Below are 23,620 nucleotides of genomic sequence, written 5' to 3'. Positions count from 1 at the left end.
ATGCCGGAAGCAAACCGGCATCGCGACGGACTCACAATCGCCCTCACTCGAACACCGGCCTCAACTCCGCGACCTTCAACGTCCCATCCGGCGTCCTGCCCTTTCTTGCCCGCTTGCCCAGATGCAATTGCAACTGCGAGCCCGACAGCTTCTCGTCCTTCGGCTTGCCGCCGCGTCCGGTGCCGATCATCACCACGCCGCGTGCATCGATGGCAAGCGCCTGACGCAAGGTTTCCTTCGGATCGAGCGCCATCAGAATCACGCCGCGTCCGCCGCCCGAGAGCGTCTTCATCTCGTCCATGCCGAACACGAGCAGTCGCCCCGTGCTAGATAAACACGCGACATAGTTCGCGCCCGGCACGACCGGCATCGGCGCAAGCGGCAATGCGCCTTCGTCGATCGTCATGAACGCCTTGCCCGCCTTGTTACGGCTCACCATGTCGCCGAGCTTCGCCATGAAGCCAAAGCCATTGCTCGATGCCAGCAGCAACGGCTGCTCCGCCGTCGCCGCGAAGTAATGCAGCAAGTGCGAGCCCGACTCCAGTTCGATCAGCGACGTGACCGGCACGCCGTCGCCACGGCCGCCCGGCAGCAACGCGACCGCCACGGAATACACGCGCCCGTTGCTGCCCCATGCGATGAGCGTGTCCGGCGTGCGCGCCTGGAACACCGCGTAAAGACTGTCGCCCGCCTTGAAGGTGAAGCCCGCCGGATCGAGTCCGTGGCCTTTCAGCGCGCGCACCCAGCCACGCTGCGAGACGACTACCGTCACCGGTTCGTCGACCACGCGCACTTCGAAGGTCGCGCGCTTTTCCTGCTGAATCAGCGTGCGGCGACCGTCGCCATATTGCTTCGCGTCCGACTCGATTTCCTTGATGAGCAGACGCTTCATCGCGGCATCGCTATTGAGCAACTCTTCGAGCTTCGTCTTCTCGGTGCCGAGGTCGGCCAGCTCCTGCTCGATCTTGATCGCTTCGAGCCGCGCCAACTGACGCAAGCGGATTTCGAGGATGTCTTCCGCCTGCCGGTCCGACAGGTTGAAGCGCTGGATCAGCGCCTGCTTCGGCTCGTCCGCCTCGCGGATGATGCGAATGACCTCGTCGATATTCAGGAAGACGATTATCCGGCCTTCGAGAATATGGATGCGGTCGTTCACCTTGTTCAGCCGATGCTGCGTGCGGCGCGTCACCGTCACGAAGCGGAAGCCGACCCACTCGTGCAAGATTTCGACGATGCCCTTTTGCCGCGGCCGGCCATCCGCGCCGACCATCACCAGGTTGATCGCCGCGTTCGATTCGAGGCTCGTATGCGCGAGCAGCGAATGCACGAATTCGGTCTGGTCGATACGGCTCGACTTCGGCTCGAACACGAGCCGCACGGGCGCGTCCTTGCCGGACTCGTCGCGCACGGTGTCGAGCAAGCCGAGCAGTGTCTGCTTGGTCTGCAACTGGTCGGGCGTGAGCGTCTTCTTGCCGAGCTTGATCTTCGGGTTGGTGAGTTCCTCGATTTCTTCGAGAACCTTCTGTCCGGACGTGCTCGGCGGCATTTCGGTAATGACGAGTTGCCACTGACCGCGCGCGAGTTCCTCGATCTTCCAGCGGGCGCGCACTTTCAGGCTGCCGCGTCCGGTCTCGTAGGCCGTCGAGATTTCCGCGTGACTCGAGATGATCTGCCCGCCGCCCGGAAAGTCGGGGCCGTTCAGCTTTTCCATCACGCCGGCATGGCCGAGTTTCGGGTCGCGGATCATCGCGACGGCGGCCTGCGCCACTTCGCGCAGATTGTGCGAGGGAATCTCGGTCGCGAGACCCACCGCAATGCCCGATGCGCCATTCAGCAACAAGAACGGCAGACGCGCGGGCAAGAGCTTCGGCTCTTCGAACGAACCGTCGTAGTTCGGCATGAAATCGACGGTGCCCTGATCGATTTCATCGAGCAAAAGGCGCGCAATGGGCGTGAGACGCGCTTCGGTGTAGCGCATGGCTGCCGCGCCATCGCCGTCGCGCGAGCCGAAATTGCCCTGACCGTCGATGAGCGGATAGCGCATCGAAAAGTCCTGCGCGAGACGCACGAGCGCGTCGTAGGCGGACTGGTCGCCGTGCGGGTGATACTTGCCGAGCACGTCGCCGACCACGCGGGCCGACTTCACCGGCTTCGCGCCCGAGGCGAGCCCCATCTCGCTCATCGCGTAGAGGATGCGGCGCTGCACGGGCTTTTGCCCGTCGCACACGTCGGGCAGCGCGCGGCCCTTGACCACGCTCACCGCGTAGTCGAGATAAGCGCGTTCGGCGTAATCGCCGAGTGTGAGTTGTTCGCCTTCCGGTGCTGCTTGCTGATCGGCGAAGAGATCGTCTGTGATTCCCATCGAATATCCGTTGTTATGCGTTCAGGGCGCGTTGCATGCGGGCGCTATGGGCCAGAATGCGGGCCTCAGATGTCCGCTTCCACTTCGTTGCCCTTCTCTTCGAGCCAGCTTCTGCGCGACGCGGCTTCGCCCTTGCCCATCAGCATGGTCATGCGCGAGACGGTGAGATCGAAGCCGAGATCGCCCAGGCCGACCGGCAGCAAACGGCGCGTGTCGGGGTTCATGGTCGTGTCCCAGAGTTGTTCCGCGCTCATTTCGCCGAGGCCCTTGAAGCGGCTGATGGTCCATGCGGTTTCGCGCACGCCATCCTTGCGCAGCTTGTCGAGGATGGCTTCGAGTTCGCCTTCGTCGAGCGCGTAGAGTTTCTGCGCGGGCTTCTTGCCGCGCGCGGGGGCATCGACACGAAAGAGCGGCGGACGCGCCACATGCACGTGACCGCGTTCGATCAGTTGCGGGAAGTGCTTGAAGAAAAGCGTGAGCAAGAGCACTTGAATGTGCGAGCCGTCGACGTCCGCGTCCGAGAGAATGCAGATCTTGCCGTAGCGCAGATTCGACAGGTCGATCTTGTCGTCCGGACTATGCGGATCGACGCCGATCGCCACGGCGATGTCATGCACTTCGTTGTTCGCGAAGAGCCGGTCGCGTTCCGTTTCCCACGTGTTCAACACCTTGCCACGCAAGGGCAGGATGGCCTGGAACTCCTTGTCGCGGCCCATTTTCGCGGAGCCGCCCGCCGAATCGCCCTCGACGAGAAAGAGTTCGTTACGCGCGATATCCGTCGATTCGCAATCCGTCAGCTTGCCCGGCAGCACCGCGACGCCCGAACTCTTGCGCTTCTCGACCTTCTGCCCGGCACGTGTACGCGCCTGCGCCTGGCGAATCACCAGTTCCGCGAGCTTCTTGCCGTATTCCACGTGCTGGTTGAGCCACAATTCGAGCGCCGGACGCGAGAACGACGAAACGAGTTTCACGGCATCGCGACTGTTCAGGCGTTCCTTGATCTGGCCTTGGAACTGAGGATCGAGCACTTTCGCGGAGAGCACGAACGAGACGCGCGCGAACACGTCCTCGGCGAGAAGTTTCACGCCCTTCGGCTGAAGGTTATGAAGCTCGACGAAACTTTTAACCGCCTGAAAGAGCCCGTCGCGCAGGCCGGATTCGTGCGTGCCGCCCGCGGGCGTCGGGATCAGATTGACGTAAGACTCGCGCAGAAGCGGCCCTTCCTCGCTCCACGCGACGACCCACGACGCGCCCTCGCCTTCGGCGAAGGTTTCCTCGCTGGAACGCGAGCTTTCCGCGAAACGTTCGCCTTCGAAAAGCGGGATCAGCAAGTCGCTGCCGCCCATGCCTTCGAGCAGATAGCCGCGCAAACCGTCTTCGTATCGCCACGACTGCCGTTCGCCCGTTTTCTCGATGACGAGCGCCACTTCCACGCCCGGCAGCAAGACGGCTTTAGAACGCAACAGGCGCTGCAATTCGCCGAGCGGGAAATTCGGGGAGTCGAAGTACTTGGGATTGGGCCATGCGCGCGCGCGCGTGCCCGTCTTTTTCGCGCCCCGGTCGCCGGGGCGCGTGACGAGTTGCTCGATGACGTCGCCATTGGCGAACGCCAGTTGCGCGATCTTGTTGTCGCGCCAGACCGTGACTTCGAGGCGCGTGGCAAGCGCGTTCGTGACCGAAACGCCCACGCCGTGCAGCCCGCCGGAAAACGTGTAGGCGCCGCCCGCGGCCTTGTCGAATTTGCCGCCCGCGTGCAAGCGCGTGAACACGATTTCGACCACCGGCACGCCTTCTTCCGGATGCAAGCCGAACGGAATGCCACGGCCGTCGTCCTCGACGGACACGGAGTTGTCCGTATGAAGCGTGACGGTGATCTGCTTGCCGTAGCCGCCGAGCGCCTCGTCGGACGCGTTGTCGATGACTTCCTGAATGATATGCAGCGGGTTCTCGGTGCGCGTGTACATGCCGGGCCGCTGCTTGACCGGCTCGAGCCCCTTGAGAACCTTGATCGATGCTTCGCTGTAGCCGGCCGCTTTCGCGCTCATCGCGCGCTCTCGTTGCGCTGCGCGGTGTTGCGTGCCTGACTCGGCCGCGCTGGATTTTTTCGTGGTCATAGTTGAACGTTGACCCGGCATCGTGCGTGCTCGCGGGAATGCCACGACATGCGCCCGAAGTGCCGGCGAATGCTTGATCGATTGCTCGAAACGTTATCTGCCTGGCCGGATGTGCTCGTGCGGAGCGCTCGCCCCGCCCGCCGATCCTTGGCCGCGCTAGGAGAATAGCGGTTTTCGTCCGCGCCGCCCACATCGGACGAATAAAAGGCCAGCCCTGACCGCGCCGATTCCGCGCGGTCGCGGCCAGGCATGCTGAAATGCGTGTGTTACTTGCGCTTGGCTTCGAGCTCTTCCCAGCGCTCGAGCGCAACCATGAGTTCCTCGTCGATCGCTGCGTGCCGCTCCGAAAGACGCGCGCCTTCCTTGGCGTCCTTCGCGAAGATCGAACCGTCTTCCAACTGCGCGCCGATGCGCTTCTGCTCCTCTTCCAGTTCCGCGATGCGCACCGGCAGCGCTTCCAGCTCGCGCTGTTCCTTGAACGACATCTTGACGCTGCGTTGCGCGTTGCGACCGGCCGCGCTTTCCTTCGGCGCGTCGTCCTTCGTCGCTTCCTTCGCGCTCTGACGCGCGGCTTCCTCGGCGATACGCTCCGAACGTTCGCGCTGAATCTGCCAGTCCGAGAAGCCGCCGACATACTCGCGCCACTTGCCGCCGCCTTCCGCGGCGAACACGGACGTCACCACGTTGTCGAGAAATGCGCGGTCGTGACTTACGAGCAGCACGGTGCCGTCGTATTCCGCGAGCAGTTCTTCGAGCAGTTCGAGCGTGGGAATGTCGAGGTCGTTGGTCGGCTCATCCAGCACGAGCACGTTGGCGGGCCGCGCAAAGAGCCGCGCAAGCAGCAGCCGATTGCGCTCGCCGCCCGACAGCGAGCGCACCGGCGAGCGCGCGCGTTCCGGTGCGAACAGGAAGTCGCCGAGATAGCTCATCACGTGCTTCTTCACGCCGTTCACTTCGACCCATTCGCTGCCGGGGCTGATGGTGTCGGCGAGCGATTTGTCGAGATCGAGCTGTGCGCGCATCTGATCGAAATACGCCGCCTGAATGTTCGTGCCGGTACGCACGCGCCCTTCGTCGGGCTGCAATTCGCCGAGAATCAGCTTGAGCAGCGTCGTCTTGCCCGCGCCGTTCGGCCCGACGAACCCGATCTTGTCGCCGCGCATGACGGTGGCCGTGAAGGCATCGACGACGGTGCGCCCGCCAAAGCGTTTGGTTACATCGGTCAGTTCGGAGACGATCTTGCCGGATTTCTCGCCCTGCCCGACATCCAGCTTGACGTTGCCTTGCACGTTGCGGCGTTCGGCGCGCTCGTTGCGCATCTCGACGAGCCGCGCAATGCGTCCGACACTGCGCGTGCGGCGTGCTTCCACGCCCTTGCGAATCCACACTTCTTCCTGCGCGAGCAGTTTGTCGAACTTCGCCGCTTCCACCTGTTCGACTTCGAGTTGCTGCGCCTTTCTCGTCTGGTACGCGCTGAAGTTGCCGGGATACGACAAGAGCCGCCCGCGATCCAGTTCGACGATGCGTGTAGCCACGCGATCCAGAAACGCGCGATCGTGCGTGATGAACAGCAGCCCCGTGCGCAGTGTCACGAGCAGGTCTTCCAGCCAGCGGATGCCGTCGAAGTCGAGATGGTTCGTCGGTTCGTCGAGCAAGAGCACGTCGGGCTGCACGACGAGCGCGCGGGCCAGGGCCACACGCTTTTTCATGCCGCCGGACAGCGCGCCCGAACGCGCGTCGCCGTTGAGACCGATCTGCGCGAGCGTGGTCGCGACGCGATTGCGCCAGTTCCAGGCATCGCGCAAATCGAGCGCCGATTGCAGCGCGTTCATGCGCGAGAGCAAGGCGTCGTGCTGCGCGCCTTCGGGGGTATCCGCGAGTTCGTGGGCGACGGCGTCGTATTCGTCGAGGAGCGCGCGTGCTTCGGTCAGGCCGGAGGCGACGACATCGAACACGGTGGCGTCGAGATCGAATTCGGGTTCCTGCGGCACATAGACCGTGGAGAGTTCGTTCTGACGCGTGACGAGACCGTCGTCGGGCGCGGCGAGCCCCGCCACGATCTTTAGTAGCGACGACTTGCCCGCGCCGTTGCGGCCGATCAGACCGACGCGTTCACCCGCTTCGAGCGAAAAATCCGCGTGATCGAGCAATGCGACGTGACCGAACGCGAGCTGCGCGTCCGTAATGGAATAAAGCGACATGGGGATGGATGCGAACAGTGCGATACCGGGGAAGCGGCCATTGTACCGATGTTAGGCCCGAGGGTTGGGGCGCTGGCTGAATGGACGAGGATGGCGAGTCGGAAACGCGGCGTGCGCGCGCGGTCGTCGGCAAAGGCCCTGGCCGTATGGATGAGGGCGGCGGCGTGGCTGGTCCGAAACGCATGGGACGTCGATGCGGCTGATGCAATCGTCGGCTGGATGCGGATGCGGCGTGCCGGTGTAGGGACGAAAGAATCGCGACGGCAGCCTCGGCCATTCCGCAAGGAATCGCCGCTGCCCCGCCGCTCTCACGTTACTTCACATGAACCTTGATGGTGGAACTCATTTCCGGCCCATACGACTTGTGCTGGCCGTCGCCGAACTGCATGGTGAGCGTGTGATCGCCCGGCGGTAGCTTCACATCGGCTTCCGTCTGGCCTTTACCGAAGTGCAGCGAGGTATCGTTCGCGGGAATCACGGTGCCCTTGGGCAAAGGACCGCTGTCGATGAGCAGATGGTGATGTCCGGTGCCTTCCGTCATCGTGCCGGCTGGCGCGATCTTCATGCCGTCCACGCCGAACTTCACATGCACGGGGCTCGTGACGGTGGCGCCGTCCTTCGGCTCCACGAAGTAGACGCGCGACGATTGCGCATGTGCCGCGCCAGCGAGCATCGAGAGCGCGAATGCGCCGGGCAATAGCGCTTTCGAGAGCGTTTTCTTAAGCATCGTGTTCTCCTTGTCGATAAACCGGCCGATTGCGCGAGCCTTCGCGCCGAGGCCGCGACCAAGGATACACCGCGTGTCGTGAAGTTGTCGTGGCTACTCGCCACGCCAACGTGGCGCGCTCGCGTCCGAGCGTTCACGACGCCACGGCGATCAACTCGGGACTCTCGTCCGTCACCGGCGCACGATCCCAGTTTCCATACCAATCGATCTGCGCAAAACCCGCCTCATCGAGCAGGCGCGCCAACTCATCGCGCGAGCGAAAGCGCAACTCGCTCTTTGCGGATAGCGTCTCGCCATCGTCGAAACGATAGTGCGTCGTGACGGCCGCGCGTGCGCTGATTATCGGATCGGGGGTCTCGTGGAGTTCCTGCCACACTTCGACGCCGCGGCCATCCGGCCCGCTCACGCGACGTCGCGAATGTTCCGGCGTCCATCGCTCCCACGCGCGCGCAATGGGATTGCGGCTTTCGAAGGCGATGCGTCCGCCACGACGCACCGCCCGGCGCGCGGCCACGAGCGTGGCGAGAAAGGTGGCGTCATCGAGAAAGACTTGCGCGACGTGACCCGTCATCAACAAGAGATCGGCAGGGGCGACGAACGGCAAGGCGGAGGCGTCGCCTTCGATCCACGTCACGCGCTCGCCATGCGCACGCGCGCGCGCAACGCGCAACATGGGCGCGGAAGGATCGATGCCCGTGACCTTGTAGCCACGCATCGCCAATTCGCAGGCGAGCAAGCCCGTGCCGCAGCCCAGATCGACGATATGTCCCGCCGATTCTAGCGCGAGATAAAACGCGGTATCGGCGGCGGCGGGATTGAGCGCGTCGTAGAGCGCGACGATGCGTGGATCAGCGTAACTGGACATGAGCGGCTTTGTAGGCGAACGAGTGATGGAGCGCGACGAAGCGCCGCTCAGCGTAACAGGAGATTAGCGCTTCTCGTCGGCGAGCGCGACGAAGCACGCGTCAGCGTAACCGGAGATTAGCGGCTCTGATAAGCCAGCGCGTCGCGCATCGGTTGGCTGTGCACCATGATCGGACCGGAGAACGGCGTGTCGAGATCGAGGATCACGAGCACCGCCGAGGCGATCGACAGCGCGCCCAGCGTGATCGTCACGAGCGACAGCGCGTTGCGCGGCGCGATCAGCCCGAAGCACAGAAAGATGATGAGCAGCCAGCCGACGAGAATCCGGTCGAACGGATAGGAGATCGACCCATGCGCTTCCTCGACGAGCTTCCAGCGCAGCGCAATGAGGTCTTCGAAGCGCGTCGCGCATTCGTCGGCGAGGCGCTGGTGGTAGGCATCGCCCGGTGCGAGCATGCGCACTTCATGCTGGCCACGATTGAGCAATTCGCCGAGTGTGCGGCTCGCGAGATTGTCGGCTCCGCCAAGCGATGTGCCGACCGCCGGATAATCGCCCAAGGGCGGCGCTTCGTCGGGCCAGGTGCTGGCGATCGCCGCAGCGGTGTACGAGCGCAAGAGCGCACGTGCGCGCTCAAGGTCGGCGCCGTAATCGCGCATGGTGTGATCGAGTTCGATGATCGATGTCGCGTAGCTGCGCAAGTCGGTGTTGGTGGTATCGAAGACCGTTTTCGCGGATGCCGTCAGCAAGCCGAGCACGAGCGCCGCGAAGGTCACCAGCATGCCGACCAGCAGTTGCACGAGTTGCACGGTCTCCTGCGCCTTGTGCTCCTCGGGCAGCAACGGCCGGACGATCGCGCCCAAGCCAGTGCTTGCGAGCAGCAACGCGAAAACGAGGACGGCGGATTCGACTTCAGTCATGAGCGCATGGGTCGTGGGCGCGGCGGCGCAACGGTTCGCCGCATTATCGACCAGAAAGCAGGCGCGGTGCAGTTGAAAAAACGCCGAGGACGCAGCGTTTCGACTCGTCGATCGAAGGGCGGCCGCGGCCTAGAAAGCGACGGACATGGTCGCCATCACGCTCGCCGTGCTCTTCAACCGGTTCGTGCTTGCAATCGACGGCACCCATCGCAAGCTCGCCGACAACGGGCGCTTGCCGTCGATCTTGGTGTCGTAGGTGAGGATCGGACCCATCGAAAAGTCGTGCCCCCGGAAGCCGTTCAGCCTGTCCGCGAGCGGTCCCGAGTCGTTGCCCAACTGCTGAACCGTTCCGAGCACGACGCCAACCCCCAGGCCGTTCGAGAACTTCTTCAGTCCCATTGCATCCAGCGTGAACAATGGCGCGTTCTGATAATCGGTTGCGGTGTTTCGCGTATAAAACTGGAGACCGGCCACGACGTCGAATTCGAGCCCGTATTTCGGCATCAACTGGGTGAACGCGACCTGCGGGACGAAGGTCCAGTTATTCAGGCTGGGATTGGCGAGCGCGTTCGCATCGTAGTGACCGGTGGGCGCCCAGAAATTGAAGCTGAGCGCGATATGCGCCGTCTGGGAAAAGTGATACCCGGCCACGATAGGCGTGAAGTAGAGGTCGAACAGATTCGACGCGCGGTCGCTGCTCGTCGTTCCGAAACGCCCCGCCGAAAACGATGCCGTCACTTCGGTCCATACGTACGGAACCGTGATTCCCGATGCGAAGTCCCATCCCGCAAAGCCGCCCCATACCTTGAGCACCGTCGCGAGCGTGAAGGCGACTTGCCCGTCGATCCCGAGCGAGGTCTTGCCGGCAATCGGGACCTGACGATTGCCGCTGATGGAACCATCGATATAAATTTGCTGCAGACTCACCAGCGTCAGCGGCTCCGGCGGAACAATGCCGATTCCGGACAGCACGCTCATGCCCGCAACGGGCCGCCCCAACGCGCCCTCGGTCGCACGCGAGGATAAAGGCAGCAGGCAGACGCCGACCACGAAAAGCGCCACGGCGAGGCGATGCCAATGGACTCGGAAAGCATGCATGAGGTGGTGTGTCGGTAACGTCATGCCGGTTCATCGCCTTTAGAAAAAACAACGATTTCACGCAAGCAAGATGCGGCGCTCAGTCGTGCGCGCCGAGCACCCAGCGGTAATACGGGTTCGCCTGGTCGGCGCTCAGCACCGCGCGAATTTCCCCCGCCCATGCGTTGCGGTCGCCACGATACGCATCGAGTCCCGCCCGGTAAAACGCATGCAGTGTGTCGCGCTCGCTGTGCAGCGCGTCGGTGAATCCAGCGTCGCCGTTTGCGAGCGGCGGCTCGCTCTGCAACGCCAGCAAGCGCGTCAGCGTCGCCGGAAAATCCGTCGGCTCGACCCACGGCGCGTATTCGATACGCGGATCGTCGTCGGTGACGGGGCGGGCATCGGCGGCATAGTAGGCAAGTGCGGGGCCGTCCGCGACATAAGTTGCAACAAGCGCTTCCGCCGAGCCGATGCCCACCTCGTTCAACGCGCGCGCTACTTCGGGCTGTGCCAAGCGCTCGCGAATGCGCGGCACGTCGAGCGTCAACGGCTCCCTGGAGCCGATCAGCATCATCTCGTGGAACTCGGTCGTGAAGAGCGCGGCATGCGGAAACACCTGCATGAAGCTGCGGATGAGCGAGCGCGTTTCCTGCTCGTTTTGCGTCGCGATTGGCAACCATTGCGCGACGATACCGCGCTCGTTCAACCGCGCCGCCGCGAGCCGGTAGAACTGAGTCGAATACAGGTTCACCACGCCCGCCGCCGATGGCGGCGGCGGTTCGAGCGTCACGAGGTCGTAGCGTTCATCGCGCGACAGCAGTTCGCGCCTGCCATCTCCGGCTCGAAGTTCGATGCGCGGATCGGCGCTCACGTCGTAATTGCCCGCGAACGCCGGCGACGCGCGCACGACCGCCGGCAACAATTCGGCGACCACCCGTTTGTCGAGGCCCGGCCACGCGAGCAGCGCGCCCGCCGTGATACCCGTGCCGAGTCCGATGACGAGCGCGGAACGCGGCGCACCGGCATGCACGATGAGCGGCAGCAGCGCTTGCAGACGCATGTAGCGCAGCGACGTCATGGCGTCGCCCGAGTTCGAGACACCTTGAATGTAAAGACGGCGGAACCGTTGCGCCTCAGGGCCTTGTTCGAGCACGGCGACCGTCCCGCCCGAGCTTTCCTCGTAATAGGCAAGGCTGCCGTGATGCGCCTTGGCGAGCAGCACGCCAAGCCGGTCGGACGGCACGACGATCGCGACGGCAACCGAGATCGCCGCAATGCCCGCGCTTGCCCAGATGCCGGCCTTTTGTGCGGAGCGCGCGCTCAGTGCCGCCGACAAGCCGATCAGACTCGCCGCGACCGCAAGCAAGCCGAGCGAGCGGATCAGACCGAGCGACGGAATCAGCACGAAACCCGCAAACAGCGTCCCGCCGATGCCGCCCGCGGTATTCATCGCGACGACGCGCCCTACCCGGCTTGCGATGCCGCTTCCGTGCGCCGTGTCCCCATCGGCGGCCATGGCGAGCGCGAAAGGGAACGCCGCGCCGAGCAAGATCGTCGGCACGAGCACGATCACGCATGCGGCGACGGCAAAGCCCGCGCTCATCGACGCGAGCATGTTGCCCGTCACGCTCAGGCCGAAGTCGGCTGCGTGACGCTGGGCGAGCGAAAGCCAGTCGCCCACGCATGCGACGCCCGCGAACGCGGCCAGACCCGCCAACGCGATCAGCACGCCGAATGCGCTCCACGGGTCGCGTATCCGTTGGGCATGGCGCGCCGCGATCGCGCTGCCGAGCGCAAGACCGAGCAAATACGTGGCGAGCACGATAGAAAAAGCGAAGCTGCGCGTGCTGACGAATTGCCCGATGGCCTGCGACCAGATCACCTCGTAGCCGAGCGCGATGCCACCCGCGACGGCATAGAGCGCAATGGCGATGCGCGAGCCGGAGGAAGCGGCGCTGGCGCGCGCGGCGGGGTCATCGAGCGAACCGTTCTGCACGGCGGCGCGGCGCATGAGCAACATTGCACCGATCGCGGCGCAGGCATTGAGAAGCGCGGCCGCATAGGCGCTGCCCTGCACGCCTAGCAAAGGAATCAGCACGAACACCGGCAGCAACGCGCCAGCGATGGCGCCCGCGGTATTGGCCGCGTACAACCGCCCGCCCGCGCCACCGATGTCTTGCCGCGACGCGCCGGTTGCACGCATGAGGACGGGCAAAGTGCCGCCCATCGCGATGGCAGGCGCGCCGACCAGCGCGAATGGCAAGAACCACGCAAGCGGCCCGGCGCGCTCTTGCAGCGTCGCGAAGAGCGCGGCCGAGTGCGCCAGCGCGTGCGTCGCGCCCGGACCGAGGCCAAGCACGGCGAGTTCCAGTCCCGCGTACAGCAACCAAGGCCGCATGCTCCGGTCGGCGAGCTTGCCGAAGAGCCATCCGCCGAGCGCGAGTCCCGCAAAGAACGCACTGATCGCAACGGTCACGGCCTGCACTTCGATGCCGACCACGAGCGTGAGTTGCCGCACCCACAACACCTGGTAGATCAGCGCCGCGCCGCCCGATGCAAACAACAGCAACGCAGGCCACGCGAGACGCATGGTGCTCGCGTGGTGCGCATCGGCGCTGGCCGGTGCGCGGCGGCTTGCCTTGGTCCGGGCGGATTTGATCGCGGCGCTCAGATCTGTCATCGTCTCTCGGCTCCCGGATCACTTGCCCGCGCTTTCGATGCTCTTCATCAAGTTGTCGGTCATCTGGTCGATACTGAAGCTGCTGGGCCGTTGAGCGGGCGGATATTGCTTGAACGTCGCGAGGAACGGCGCGACCTTCGAGACGGCGTATTGCGCGATATACACGTTCTTCGTGGTCCAGTCGTAATACTGGTCGGAGACGATATCGGCGCGCTCGTAAGGGTCCATGCGCAGATTGAAGATTTTCGGCACGCGCAGACACGTGAACGGGTTCGCCCACACTTCATAACCGCCCGGCTGGCGCTGCTCGCAGAAGACCACCTTCCAGTCGTCCTGGCGCATCGCGACGAGCAGTCCATCGTCGTTGAAGTAAAAGAACTCGTGACGTGGCGCGTCCTTCGTCTGGCCTGTGAGATACGGCACGAAGTTATAGCCGTCCAGATGCACCTTGAAGTTCTTGCCGCCGATCGCCGCGCCCTTGAGCAAGCGGTCGGCAATGCCGTTGTCGCCCGCGGCGGCGACCAGCGTCGGGAACCAGTCGAGGCCCGAGATCATCTGCCGCGAAACCGTCCCCGGCTTGATCTTGCCGGGCCAGCGGATGATCGCGGGCACCCGGAACGCGCCTTCCCAGTTGGTGTTTTTCTCGCTGCGGAAAGGCGTGGTGGCGGCATCCGGCCATGAGAACTGGTTCGGCCCGTTGTCCGTCGTATAGACGACGATGGTGTTGTCCGCGATCTTCATGTCGTCGAGCGCCTTGAGCAGCTTGCCGACGTCGTTGTCATGCTCGATCATGCCGTCGGCGTATTCGTTGCCCGGCATGCCGCTTTGACCGAGCATGGATGGCCGCACGTGCGTGAACAAATGCATGCGCGTCGTGTTCATCCACACGAAGAAAGGCTTGTTGGCCTTGTTCTGGCGCTGCATGAAGTCGATCGCGGCGCTCGTCGTTTCGTCGTCGATCGTCTCCATGCGTTTGGTGTTGAGCGGACCCGTGTCCTGCACGCGGCCATCCGCGAACGAATGGATCACGCCGCGCGGCGCGTTCGCCTTGACCCACGCCGTGTCGTTCTTCGGATAATAAGGACGCTCCGGTTCTTCCTCGGCGTTCAGGTGATACAGGTTGCCGAAGAACTCGTCGAAGCCGTGCTTGGTGGGCAAGTACTGATCGCGGTCGCCGAGATGGTTCTTGCCGAACTGGCCGGTCGCATAGCCGAGCGGCTTGAGCGCCTCGGCAATGGTGATGTTCTGCGCCTGCAGGCCAACGTCCGCGCCGGGAATGCCCACTTTCGACAGCCCCGTGCGCAAGGTGACTTCGCCCGTGATGAAGGTCGAACGGCCCGCCGTGCAGCTGTTCTCCGCGTAGTAGTCGGTGAAGAGCATGCCCTCGTTAGCTATGCGATCGATGTTCGGCGTTTCGTAGCCAACCACGCCTTTGCTATATGCGCTGATATTGGTCTGCCCGATATCGTCGCCGAAGATCACGAGAATGTTGGGCTTCTTCCCATTCTGATTATTGTTCTGCGCGGCGGCGGGTGCGGGAGCCGGCGCGGGTTTCGCGGGCTTCGCCGCGTTCGGCGTCTGCGCGGTCGAGACGATCGGCGGGACGATCAGCACGCAGATCGCCGCGAGCGCGGCGAGCGCGCCGGTGATATAGCGGAAGCGTCGGAGTTGCGGCTTGGTCATTGTGATTCTCCTTGAGCGCCATACGTCTTTCGCGCGTCGCCCGTCATGGCGCGCTTGCCGGATAAACCGCCTTCCAGTCGTTCTTCATGCTCACGACGATCCACCCGCGCGCGAGCGCCTCGTCCCATGCGCGGTCGAGCTTGCCGATCTTCGACTGGCGGTCGTAGGCGAATTCGCGCGCCGCGTCGTCGTGATGCACGATCAGTTCGAGATGCGGCCCTTCCTGCGCGGCCGTGTATTGCAGCATCTGCAAGTCGCCGTCCGAGTTGCCGAATGCGAGCACGGGCTTTCTGCCGATGTTCCGGTAGATGCCGACGGGCTTGCCGGGACCGTCGTCGACGAAATCGAGCTTCGGTTCGCGCACGAGTGCGGGCTTGCCGTCGCGCACGACGTACTTCACGAGCTGGCTCGACCCGATCACCTGTTCGGGCGGAATGCCGTAGACCTGTTCGGCGAACACGCGCATGAATTCGATCGTTCCTCCGGACACGATAAAGGTCTTGAAGCCATTCGCCCGCAAATAGTCGAGCAGTTCGAGTTGCGGCTGATAGACGAGCGCGGTGTACGGACGCCCGAGCGTCGGATGCTTCGATGTTGCGAGCCACGCGCGAATGGCGCTGTCGTATTCATCGACCGTCATGCCGCTGTTCGCCACCGCGAGCAGTTTCAGCAATGCTTTTTGCTGGCCCGCGAGCGCGGCCTTGTCGCCCGATGCCAACGCCTTGAACGCCGGGTCGCCGCGCCACTCCGGATGGTTCGGCGCGGCCGCCTTCACTTCATCGAGCATGAAGGCAAACTGAAAATAGATAGGCTGTTCGCTCCACAACGTACCGTCGTTATCGAACACGGCGATACGTCGCGCGGGCGGCAAATAGGTTGGCGATCCTTCGCGCGTGACGGTTTGCACGAAGTCGATGAGCGCTTGCCGAGCGCGGCCGCCGCGCCACGATGGCAGAACGCCTTGCGCCGTCTGCGCGGTACCGGCGCTCACGCCGGCGCTGGCCTGAGCGGACGCGTCGTTGCCGGAGCGCGCGCAGCCCGCCAGGAGCACCGCGAACGCGGCAGTCAGCAGCGCGGCCCGCACGCCAGCAAGAATGTGTCGAAGTCCCCGCCGCACTCGACTCTCCTTTCGCGAAAGCAATGTGTTGCCGCGCCGATGCGTTCAGCGAGCGGCGGTCCGAGTCGGATTCGCCGGCGATGCGCCATGCGCCGCTTGCCAGACGTCCTTATCCACCACGAGTCTGAAACCGAGGTGCGACATGCTGTTGTAGGGGTCGGTGCCGCGCCGCGCGCTTGGCCGATAGCTCAGGCAGTAGTCTTCGTTGCACAGAAACGAACCGCCGCGCGTGACGCGTTTGGGCGCTTCCACGGGTACGCCGGGATCGGCCGGGTCCCATGAACTGGCCGGGCCCGCGGGCTCGTTGACCACCCCGCCTATCGATGCCTCGCGCCTGAACTGATCGGCCCGGTACCAGTCGGCTACCCATTGCCACGCGTTGCCGGTCATGTCGGAGAGTCCGTAGCCGTTGGCCGGAAAACTCCCCACGCGGCTCGTCCCGGCCGCGCCGCCCGCTTTCGCGTTGACGACGGGGAACGGCTGCTTTTCCTGGCCTTGCCAGACGTTGGCCATTTGCTTGCCGTCGGGTGCGAACTGGTTGCCCCAGGAATAGGTCGCCTGATCGAGCCCGCCGCGCGCGGCAAATTCCCATTCGGCTTCGGTGGGCAGGCGCTTGCCCGCCCATTTGGCATAGGCCTCGGCGTCTTCGTAGGAGACCTGCACGACGGGATGATCGTCCTTGCCATCGATATTGCTCGACGGCCCCGAGGGATGCCGCCAGTCCGCGCCCGGCACGAAGCGCCACCAGCGCGAATAGTCTTGCAGAGACACCTGTTCCCGTGTGCCGACGAACACCATTGCGCCCGGCGTGAGCGCACTGTCCGGCGGACGCGCCGTGCCGGGTGGCAACTGCACCCGGAGCGTCTCCCAGTCGGGTTTCTTTTCAGCGGTGGTGATGTAGTGCGTGGCCGCCACGAACGCGCCGAATTCGGCGTTCGTCACGTGATGCTCGTCCATCCAGAAACCGTGAACGCGCACCGTATGCGCCGGACGTTCGTTGGCTTGCGCGAGCTTGCTGTCGCTGCCCATCTGGAATTCGCCGCCAGGTATCCACGCCATGCCTTTCGGGCCGCTCACGCCGTCGCCGAGGACGGCATGAACCATCGGCCTGGCGGGCTCGCGCAGCGCGCGGCTCACCGCGAATCCGACGAGCGCCGGACATAGCAGCACGAGCACGGCCCAGAGCGCCATGCGCCTTGCGTTGAATTCCGAGCTTCGCCCGGCCGCGTTGTGATTCACCGGTATGTTCGCCATTGCCGTCACCCCGACCGTGTCGCATGGGAGCCAACACAATGGAGCCACCAATATACGAACGAATAAATGTTAGCAATCTTTTTTTCGAGCGATGCCGCAAACGGTAGGCATCCTTGCGAAAGGGCCGACACGGCTTTGACGAAACCGCCTTGCTTTAGTAACTTGTGCAGCACGTGTTCAGACAGCTTCGGGATCATCGCATCAGCAACGCGTGCGCGTTGCACTCTTAGCGAGCGAGCCATGCAAGACCTCATCCGGCGATTCGAGACGAGCATCGGGCAAGCGGTGATCGGCCAGGAGGCCGTCGTGCGCCAGATTCTCATTGCGCTTTTCGCGGATGGGCACGTGCTGCTCGAGAGCCTTCCGGGTCTCGCAAAGACACGTACCGTCAAGGCCATCGCGGCGCGTCTGGCCGCCACGATGAAGCGCATCCAGTTCACGCCCGATCTGCTGCCCTCGGATATCACGGGCGGCGAGACGCTTCTGCAATCGGGCAACGAACGCACGCTCTCGTTCCAGCCGGGTCCCATCTTCGGCAATCTGATTCTCGCGGACGAAATCAACCGCGCGCCCGCCAAGGTTCAATCCGCGCTGCTCGAAGCCATGGAAGAGCGGCAAATTTCAATCTCCGGCAAGACGTACCCGCTGCCCGAACTCTTCCTCGTGATGGCGACGCAGAATCCCATCGAACAGGAAGGCACTTATCCCCTGCCGGAAGCGCAGATGGACCGTTTTCTCATGAAGGTGCTGATCGGTTATGCGTCGCCCCGGAGCGAGGCGGACATGCTGCGCTTGCTGCGTCGCGAAAGCGAGGGCGCGCCGGCCGCCATGGAAACGCTGACGCAGGAAGATGTGTTCGCCGCGCGCGAGGCCGTCCGGCGCGTCGCGGTGGCGCCGGCCATCGACGAATACATCGTATCGATTGTCAACGCGACGCGTCATGGCGGCGCGCTCGATGCCGACCTCGGCAAATGGATCGAAGTCGGAGCGAGCCCGCGCGGCGCGATCGGACTGGATCGGGCGAGCCGCGTGCATGCATGGCTCGACGAGCGCGATTTCGTCACGCCAGACGACGTGCGCGCGGTCATCCATCCGGTGCTGCGGCATCGTTTGCTGCTGTCCTACGATGCGACCGCCGACAAGGTCGGCGCCGACCAAGTGATAGACCGGCTAGTGGAGAAAGTGGCCGTGCCAGCTTGAGCCTGGAGGAAACCCGCGATGCCGCACGACGCAGCAGACGTTCATGGCCCGCCCGCTTCGGCCATCGGCAGCGTTTATGTCGATGCCGCGCATCTCGCCGGGCTCGAAGGCCGCGCGCGGGGTTTGAGCTTCATCGCGCCCGCGCCCGTAACGAGCATCTTGTCGGGACGGCAAGCGTCGCGCATGCGCGGACGCGGCCTGAATTTCGAGGAACTGCGCGGCTATTTGCCCGGCGACGACATACGCCATCTCGACTGGCGCGTGAGCCTGCGCACGGGCAAGCCGCATGTGCGGGTCTATACCGAGGAGCGCGATCGGCCGCTTCTGGTCATCGTCGATCAGCGCATGAACATGTTCTTCGGATCGAGCCGTGCGCTCAAGTCCGTGGTCGCGGCCGAAGCGGCGGCGCTCGCCGTGTGGATGGCGTTTGCCGCTGGGGATCGCGTGGGCGGCGTCGTGTTCGGCGACGAAGAAGTGGTCCGCGTGCGTCCGTTGCGAAGTCGCGCGCGCATCGACTTGCTGTTCGGCGCCATCGCGCGGATGAACGCGTCGTTGCATGCCGAGAGTCTCGCGCGAACGAATTACGCGCAACTTAATGCTGCGCTCGAAGGCGTGTTGCAGATCGCATCGCACGACTTTCTGGTGTGCATCATGAGCGACTTTGCAGGCGCCGATGAACGCACGCGCCGGCTGCTCCGGCAGATTGCGGCGCATAACGACGTGATCGCGGCGCTCGTCTTCGATCCGCTCTGGCAAGGCATGCCCGAGCATCGCGCGCTGGTGGTGAGCGAAGGACGCTTGCAAGTGGAGCTGCGCATGGAAAAGGAACGCGTGCGTGCGCCGCTCGCCAGCCTCTTCAAGGGCCGCGCGGCAGCGATTGCGGAACTATTGCGCACGAGCGGCGTGCCGTTGATGGCGTTATCGACCGCCGAACCGGTCGTCGATCAGGTGCGGCGCTTATTCGGCGAGCGCGTGCGTCGCGCGGCGCAAGGCGGCCTGTGACCACGCCGCTCATGCCCGCCGACACGCCCGCCGCGTTGCAGGCGCTGCGCGAGTTACCGTTGCCCGAGCCCGTGTCGTATATGCCACGGACCATCGGCTGGCTTTTCGTGCTTGTCTTGCTCGCGGCGTTGGCGGCGCTCGCCGGATGGTTCGCCTGGCGTCGGCATGAAAGGAGCCGCTACCGGCGCGAGGCGCTTGCCGAACTGGCGCGCATCGAAGCGAAGCTTGCCGACGAAGCAAGCCGTGCGGCCGCGCTTGCCGAGATCGCGCCGCTCATCAAACGTACCGCGCTTGCCGCCGCGCCGCGCGGGCAAGTGGCCGCGCTCACCGGCGCAACCTGGCTTGCATTTCTGCGCGCCACGCACGGTCACTTCGACGATGCGAGCGGCGCGCTGCTTTTCACCGCGACATATGCGCCGCAAGCGCGACTCGCCGCCATCACGCGACAGGACGCCGACCGTCTCGTTCACGCGGCGCGCGACTGGATCGAGCATCATCATGTGGAAGTTTGAGTACGTGTGGATGTTCGCGCTGCTGCCCTTGCCCCTCTTCGTGTGGTGGCTCGCGCCCGCGTATCGCACGACATCGACGGCCGTGCGCATGCCGTTCTTTCAGGAAATGGCCCATGCTGCCGGCGAGAAACCCGCGCCCGGCGGCGTGCGTCTGCGCCGCAACTGGCTGCAGCGCTTGCTCATGCCCGTGCTCTGGATTTTGCTGCTGGTTGCGGCGGCGCGGCCGGTGTTCCTCGAACCGCCCGTCGCGCACGAGTTGCCCGCGCGTGACTTGCTGCTTGCGATCGACCTGTCGCAATCGATGAGCGAGCGCGATTTCATCGATGGCGCGACCGGCGAACGGCTCGATCGCCTGAGCGCGGTCAAGCGCGTAGTCGCCGATTTCATTGCGAAGCGCAAGGGCGACCGCATCGGCCTGATCGTGTTCGGCGACGGTGCTTATCCGCAAGCGCCGCTCACGCTCGATCACGACAGCGTGCTGATGCTGCTCGACGCCATGCGCATTGGCATGGCGGGACCGCGCACGGCTATCGGCGACGCGATCGGGCTGGCGGTCAGACTCATGGAAAACACGCCCGCGCAGGAAAAGGTGCTGATTCTGCTCACCGATGGCAACGACACCGCAAGCGCCATCGCGCCCACGCAGGCCGCGCAGATTGCGAAGCATCACGGCATCGTGGTGCACACCATCGGTATCGGCGATCCGCAGACCGAAGGCGAGGACAAGGTCGATCTCGACGCGCTGACCCGCATTGCCCGGACGACTGGCGGGACGTCGTTCCATGCGATGGGCCGCGCGGAAGACATCGCGTCCGTGTACGCGCAGATCGACAAGATGACACCGGAAAAGATCACGCGCGAGGTGTACAGGCCGCGCCGGGAGTTCTACTGGCTGGCGCTCGCGCTCGCGGTGTCGCTCTTCACGCTGTATCACGGCATTGCCTGTCTCGTTGCGCTCTTGCGCGCGCCGCGTCGCGTGCCCGGGGAGATCGGAGCTTGATATGGCTATCGATCTGACGGCTTTTCACTTCCTCCGCCCGTTATGGCTCTTGCTGCTCATTCCAGCCGTGCTATTACCGTTTGCGTGGTTGCGTCGTAACGATGTGCGTTCACGCTGGCGCAACATCATCGCGCCGCATTTGCTGGAGCATCTGATCGTCGGCGAGCGTGCGAAGCGTGGTTTGCAGCCGATCCATTCGTTGGCCGCGCTGATCGCCTTATCCGCCATTGCCGTGGCGGGGCCGACGTGGCAACAGGAACGTCCGCCCTTCGATCGGGACAAGGCGCCGCTCATGATCGTCCTCGAACTCGCGCGTTCGATGGATGCAACCGATGTCGCGCCAAGCCGTATCGAACGGGCAAGGCAAAAGGTGCTCGATCTCGCGGCAGCGCGCAAAGGCGCGCGCACCGGGCTGCTGGTGTTCGCGGCGAGCGCGCATCTCGTCGTGCCGCCCACGGAAGATCCCGCCTTGCTCGGGCTTTATGTGCCTGCGCTCGCGCCCGAATTGATGCCGCATGACGGCAAGAACGCCGCTGCCGGCCTGGCGCTTGCGGAGCGTGTCTTGCAGAAGGCCGACGACGCAGCGGGCACGATCGTCTTCATGAGCGACGGTTTCGATGAAAGCCATACGGATGATTTCGTTCGGATGGCGAAAGAATCGCGCCACCAGTTGCTTTGGCTCGCGGTCGGCACGGAACGCGGCGGCGCGATCCGTGGAGCGCACGGCGAAATCGCGACTGACGAAGCGGGCCGCCCTCTCACCGGCACGTTCGATGCAGCCGCCATCCGCAAAGTCACGCAAGCGGCTTCGATTCCACTTGCAAGCATGCGCGCGGACGATGACGACGTGCAATGGGTGCAGCACCGTGCGCAGGTGTATCTCGAAGCGGCGCAGGATTCGAAGATCGTGCCGCGCTGGAAGGAATCGGGCTACTGGCTGCTCGCGCCGATTCTCGTCATCGCCTTGTATTGCTTCAGGCGCGGCTGGACGGTGAAGTGGCTGCCGATCATACTAGTTGCGCTTTCAATGGCTTACTTTCCCAGGCAGGCGCAAGCCGCGTCGTTCGAGTGGCTCGATCTCTTCGCAACGCATGATCAGCAGGGTCGCTACAGCTTCGAACATGGCGACTACAAGCGTGCCGCCGCGCGTTTCGACGATCCCATGTGGAAAGGCCGCGCACAGTATCTTGCCGGCGACTTTGCCGGCGCACTCGATACGTTCACCCGACTCGACACGCCGGACGCGTTGTTCTATGTCGGCAACACGCTCGCGCGGATGAAAGATTACGCGGGCGCGATGAAGGCTTACGACGCCGCGATTGCGCATCGCGCGGGGTTCGCGGAGGCGCGTGCAAATCGGAAGCTGGTACAGATGCTCATCGAGGACGACGAGCAGAGTGACGAATCGACCACGCAGAAGCCCGATCAGGTCGAGACGGACAAGAAGAAGATCAAAGGCGGCCAGCGCGTGCTGGTCGAGCAACAGCGTCCATCGGAGGAAACGTGGATGCGTAATCTGAATACATCGCCCGCGGCGTTTTTACATCAGCGCTTCGAACAGGAAGCAGGAGCGAGCCCGTGATGCGATTGCTCCTCGCGATAGGGTTCGTCATTCTCTCGAACGTGTTTTCGATCGCTCACGCGGACGATGCGCCCCGAACCATGTTGCGCGCGCATCTCGAACCGGCTGGCAAGGTGGTGGCGGGCAGCGCGGCGCAACTCGTCGTCGATGCGCTCACGACCACATGGTTCACGGCCGCGCCGGACTGGCCGCTGTTCGACGTGCACGATGCGTTCGTCACGTTGCCTGACGAGAGTGCGCAGAATCTTTCGGAGACCATGGACGGTGTGCGCTGGTTCGGGGTCCGGCGCGTCTATCGAATCGTGCCGCGCGCGGCGGGCACTTTCGATGTGCCGCCGTTCGCCATCACGCTGCATCCCGGCGGCGCCGACGGACCGGTCACGCTTACGACGCCCCGGCTGGAGTTGGTCGCAAGCGTGCCGGCGGGGGCCGAAGACATGGCGTCGTTTTTCCCCACGCCAAAGCTTACCGTGACGCAAAGGATCGAACCTTCGGACGGCAAGCTGGAAGTCGGCGGCACCTTGACGCGTGCCGTCACGGAGAGCGCGGAAGGCACCGAGTCGATGCTTATTCCACCGCTCGCTTTTGCGGACATCGCCGGATTGCGCCGTTATTCGAAGCCGCCGGTAACCCGCAATATCACGCAGGACCGTTCGGGATTCGTCGCGGGCGAGCGCACGGATACGGTCGCGTATCTCGTCGAGCGTCCCGGAACGTACACGCTGCCGGCAATCGATATCGAATGGTGGAACACGACCACTCGCGCGCGCGAAAAGATTCATCTTCCGGCGCTCAGCTTTCGCGCGCATGCAGCGAGCGAACGGCCGCTTTGGGACATTCCGGGCGGCCTGGTGCGGCATACGGTGATCTACCTCGATGAGAGAGACGTCATGTATGCGTGTGTCGCTCTGGCGGCTATGGCGCTCGCGATCTGGTTTTATCCGCGCATGCGTGTACTGATCGAGCGCGGCTGGCGCCGGTGGGCGGCGTGGCGCAAAGCACGCGCGGAAGGCGAGTTTGCCGCGTGGCACGCGCTTCGAAAGGCCGCGAGCGCGGGCAGCATGTCGCGCATCGTTCCGGCGCTCTACCGATGGATGGACGTCAATCCGCGTTATCCGCGTCCGGCGCGGCTTCGCAATATCGGCGAGTTCGAACCAAGCGACTTGAAGCGACTGGCGGATTCGGCCATCGTCCATTATCGGGGCACGGGTCGCGCCGATGAAGCGCCACCCACACGTCTGCGCCGTCACACGAAGTTTTGGCGAAGTTGGAGAACGAAGCGCCCGGCGCTGGCTCCGCTCAACGACAACGAAGATCGGTAGAACCG

General features: G+C 64.2%; 17 protein-coding genes. 6 read left to right on the top strand and 11 right to left on the bottom strand.

All coding sequences use genetic code 11. The annotated features are described in order from the left end of the window. Window positions 1-43 precede the first annotated feature (43 nt). The 11 genes from parC to NCT04_RS05075 all read right to left on the bottom strand — a co-directional run bounded on the left by parC (window position 44) and on the right by NCT04_RS05075 (window position 16,997). Window positions 44-2,362, bottom strand: a complete 2,319-nt coding sequence (gene parC, locus NCT04_RS05125; protein WP_250464146.1) for a DNA topoisomerase IV subunit A — start codon at window positions 2,360-2,362, stop codon at window positions 44-46. A gap of 65 nt (window positions 2,363-2,427) precedes the next feature. Beyond that, window positions 2,428-4,407, bottom strand: coding sequence for a DNA topoisomerase IV subunit B (locus NCT04_RS05120; protein ID WP_250464144.1), 1,980 nt, complete (start codon window positions 4,405-4,407; stop codon window positions 2,428-2,430). A 335-nt stretch (window positions 4,408-4,742) separates the two neighbouring features. Next, window positions 4,743-6,677: an ATP-binding cassette domain-containing protein gene (locus NCT04_RS05115; RefSeq protein WP_250464141.1), complete on the bottom strand. Its 1,935-nt coding sequence runs from the start codon at window positions 6,675-6,677 to the stop codon at window positions 4,743-4,745. Window positions 6,678-6,990: 313 nt separating this feature from the next. Beyond that, complete coding sequence (locus NCT04_RS05110; RefSeq protein ID WP_244827998.1) at window positions 6,991-7,350, bottom strand: DUF4399 domain-containing protein; 360 nt, start codon at window positions 7,348-7,350, stop codon at window positions 6,991-6,993. A gap of 187 nt (window positions 7,351-7,537) precedes the next feature. Beyond that, window positions 7,538-8,269, bottom strand: coding sequence for a class I SAM-dependent methyltransferase (locus NCT04_RS05105; protein WP_250464139.1), 732 nt, complete (start codon window positions 8,267-8,269; stop codon window positions 7,538-7,540). Window positions 8,270-8,385: 116 nt separating this feature from the next. Then, entirely contained in the window at window positions 8,386-9,186 is an 801-nt protein-coding gene (locus NCT04_RS05100) for a bestrophin-like domain (protein ID WP_250464137.1), read from the bottom strand. Window positions 9,187-9,315: 129 nt separating this feature from the next. Further along, window positions 9,316-10,284, bottom strand: a complete 969-nt coding sequence (locus NCT04_RS05095) for a SphA family protein (RefSeq protein ID WP_250464135.1) — start codon at window positions 10,282-10,284, stop codon at window positions 9,316-9,318. Between the two features lie 79 nt (window positions 10,285-10,363). Continuing rightward, a complete protein-coding gene (locus tag NCT04_RS05090) occupies window positions 10,364-12,943 on the bottom strand; it encodes a fused MFS/spermidine synthase (protein ID WP_250464133.1) in 2,580 nt (859 codons plus the stop codon). A gap of 18 nt (window positions 12,944-12,961) precedes the next feature. After that, window positions 12,962-14,626 carry an arylsulfatase gene (locus tag NCT04_RS05085; protein ID WP_244827481.1) on the bottom strand — a complete coding sequence of 555 codons (1,665 nt, stop codon included), beginning with the start codon at window positions 14,624-14,626 and terminating at the stop codon, window positions 12,962-12,964. Window positions 14,627-14,669: 43 nt separating this feature from the next. After that, window positions 14,670-15,743, bottom strand: coding sequence for an HAD family hydrolase (locus NCT04_RS05080; RefSeq protein ID WP_250464131.1), 1,074 nt, complete (start codon window positions 15,741-15,743; stop codon window positions 14,670-14,672). A gap of 45 nt (window positions 15,744-15,788) precedes the next feature. Then, the gene (locus NCT04_RS05075; RefSeq protein ID WP_370652093.1) at window positions 15,789-16,997 is read right to left on the bottom strand and encodes a formylglycine-generating enzyme family protein; all 1,209 of its coding nucleotides are present in this window, start codon (window positions 16,995-16,997) and stop codon (window positions 15,789-15,791) included. A gap of 240 nt (window positions 16,998-17,237) precedes the next feature. Here NCT04_RS05075 and NCT04_RS05070 point away from each other — a divergent pair, with 240 nt between their 5' ends. Genes NCT04_RS05070 through NCT04_RS05045 form a run of 6 tightly spaced genes read left to right on the top strand, consistent with a single transcriptional unit; the run spans window position 17,238 to window position 23,615 of the window. Next, window positions 17,238-18,197 carry an AAA family ATPase gene (locus NCT04_RS05070; protein ID WP_250464128.1) on the top strand — a complete coding sequence of 320 codons (960 nt, stop codon included), beginning with the start codon at window positions 17,238-17,240 and terminating at the stop codon, window positions 18,195-18,197. A gap of 18 nt (window positions 18,198-18,215) precedes the next feature. Then, window positions 18,216-19,199 carry a DUF58 domain-containing protein gene (locus tag NCT04_RS05065; RefSeq protein ID WP_250464126.1) on the top strand — a complete coding sequence of 328 codons (984 nt, stop codon included), beginning with the start codon at window positions 18,216-18,218 and terminating at the stop codon, window positions 19,197-19,199. Next, the gene (locus NCT04_RS05060) at window positions 19,196-19,711 is read left to right on the top strand and encodes a DUF4381 domain-containing protein (protein ID WP_250464125.1); all 516 of its coding nucleotides are present in this window, start codon (window positions 19,196-19,198) and stop codon (window positions 19,709-19,711) included. The genes NCT04_RS05065 and NCT04_RS05060 overlap by 4 nt, the downstream gene beginning before the upstream one ends. Further along, window positions 19,698-20,711 (top strand): vWA domain-containing protein, encoded by a 1,014-nt coding sequence (locus NCT04_RS05055; RefSeq protein ID WP_250464123.1) that lies wholly within the window; start codon window positions 19,698-19,700, stop codon window positions 20,709-20,711. The genes NCT04_RS05060 and NCT04_RS05055 overlap by 14 nt, the downstream gene beginning before the upstream one ends. Window position 20,712: 1 nt before the next feature. Further along, window positions 20,713-22,293, top strand: coding sequence for a vWA domain-containing protein (locus NCT04_RS05050; RefSeq protein ID WP_250464121.1), 1,581 nt, complete (start codon window positions 20,713-20,715; stop codon window positions 22,291-22,293). Next, window positions 22,293-23,615, top strand: a complete 1,323-nt coding sequence (locus NCT04_RS05045) for a hypothetical protein (RefSeq protein ID WP_250464209.1) — start codon at window positions 22,293-22,295, stop codon at window positions 23,613-23,615. The genes NCT04_RS05050 and NCT04_RS05045 overlap by 1 nt, the downstream gene beginning before the upstream one ends. Window positions 23,616-23,620 lie beyond the last annotated feature (5 nt).

Source organism: Caballeronia sp. GAFFF2 (genome assembly GCF_023631485.1).
GTDB lineage: Bacteria > Pseudomonadota > Gammaproteobacteria > Burkholderiales > Burkholderiaceae > Caballeronia.
This window is presented reverse-complemented; position numbering and strand designations above follow the sequence as displayed.

What these genes read in the sequence shown, in the direction of transcription:
- parC (WP_250464146.1), bottom strand. Translation starts at nt 2,362, where the DNA reads ATGGGAATCACAGACGATCTCTTCGCCGATCAGCAAGCAGCACCGGAA.
- NCT04_RS05120 (WP_250464144.1), bottom strand. Translation starts at nt 4,407, where the DNA reads ATGAGCGCGAAAGCGGCCGGCTACAGCGAAGCATCGATCAAGGTTCTC.
- NCT04_RS05115 (WP_250464141.1), bottom strand. Translation starts at nt 6,677, where the DNA reads ATGTCGCTTTATTCCATTACGGACGCGCAGCTCGCGTTCGGTCACGTC.
- NCT04_RS05110 (WP_244827998.1), bottom strand. Translation starts at nt 7,350, where the DNA reads ATGCTCGCTGGCGCGGCACATGCGCAATCGTCGCGCGTCTACTTCGTG.
- NCT04_RS05105 (WP_250464139.1), bottom strand. Translation starts at nt 8,269, where the DNA reads ATGTCCAGTTACGCTGATCCACGCATCGTCGCGCTCTACGACGCGCTC.
- NCT04_RS05100 (WP_250464137.1), bottom strand. Translation starts at nt 9,186, where the DNA reads ATGACTGAAGTCGAATCCGCCGTCCTCGTTTTCGCGTTGCTGCTCGCA.
- NCT04_RS05095 (WP_250464135.1), bottom strand. Translation starts at nt 10,284, where the DNA reads ATGCATGCTTTCCGAGTCCATTGGCATCGCCTCGCCGTGGCGCTTTTC.
- NCT04_RS05090 (WP_250464133.1), bottom strand. Translation starts at nt 12,943, where the DNA reads ATGACAGATCTGAGCGCCGCGATCAAATCCGCCCGGACCAAGGCAAGC.
- NCT04_RS05085 (WP_244827481.1), bottom strand. Translation starts at nt 14,626, where the DNA reads ATGACCAAGCCGCAACTCCGACGCTTCCGCTATATCACCGGCGCGCTC.
- NCT04_RS05075 (WP_370652093.1), bottom strand. Translation starts at nt 16,997, where the DNA reads ATGGCGAACATACCGGTGAATCACAACGCGGCCGGGCGAAGCTCGGAA.
- NCT04_RS05070 (WP_250464128.1), top strand. Translation starts at nt 17,238, where the DNA reads ATGCAAGACCTCATCCGGCGATTCGAGACGAGCATCGGGCAAGCGGTG.
- NCT04_RS05065 (WP_250464126.1), top strand. Translation starts at nt 18,216, where the DNA reads ATGCCGCACGACGCAGCAGACGTTCATGGCCCGCCCGCTTCGGCCATC.
- NCT04_RS05055 (WP_250464123.1), top strand. Translation starts at nt 19,698, where the DNA reads ATGTGGAAGTTTGAGTACGTGTGGATGTTCGCGCTGCTGCCCTTGCCC.
- NCT04_RS05050 (WP_250464121.1), top strand. Translation starts at nt 20,713, where the DNA reads ATGGCTATCGATCTGACGGCTTTTCACTTCCTCCGCCCGTTATGGCTC.
- NCT04_RS05045 (WP_250464209.1), top strand. Translation starts at nt 22,293, where the DNA reads ATGCGATTGCTCCTCGCGATAGGGTTCGTCATTCTCTCGAACGTGTTT.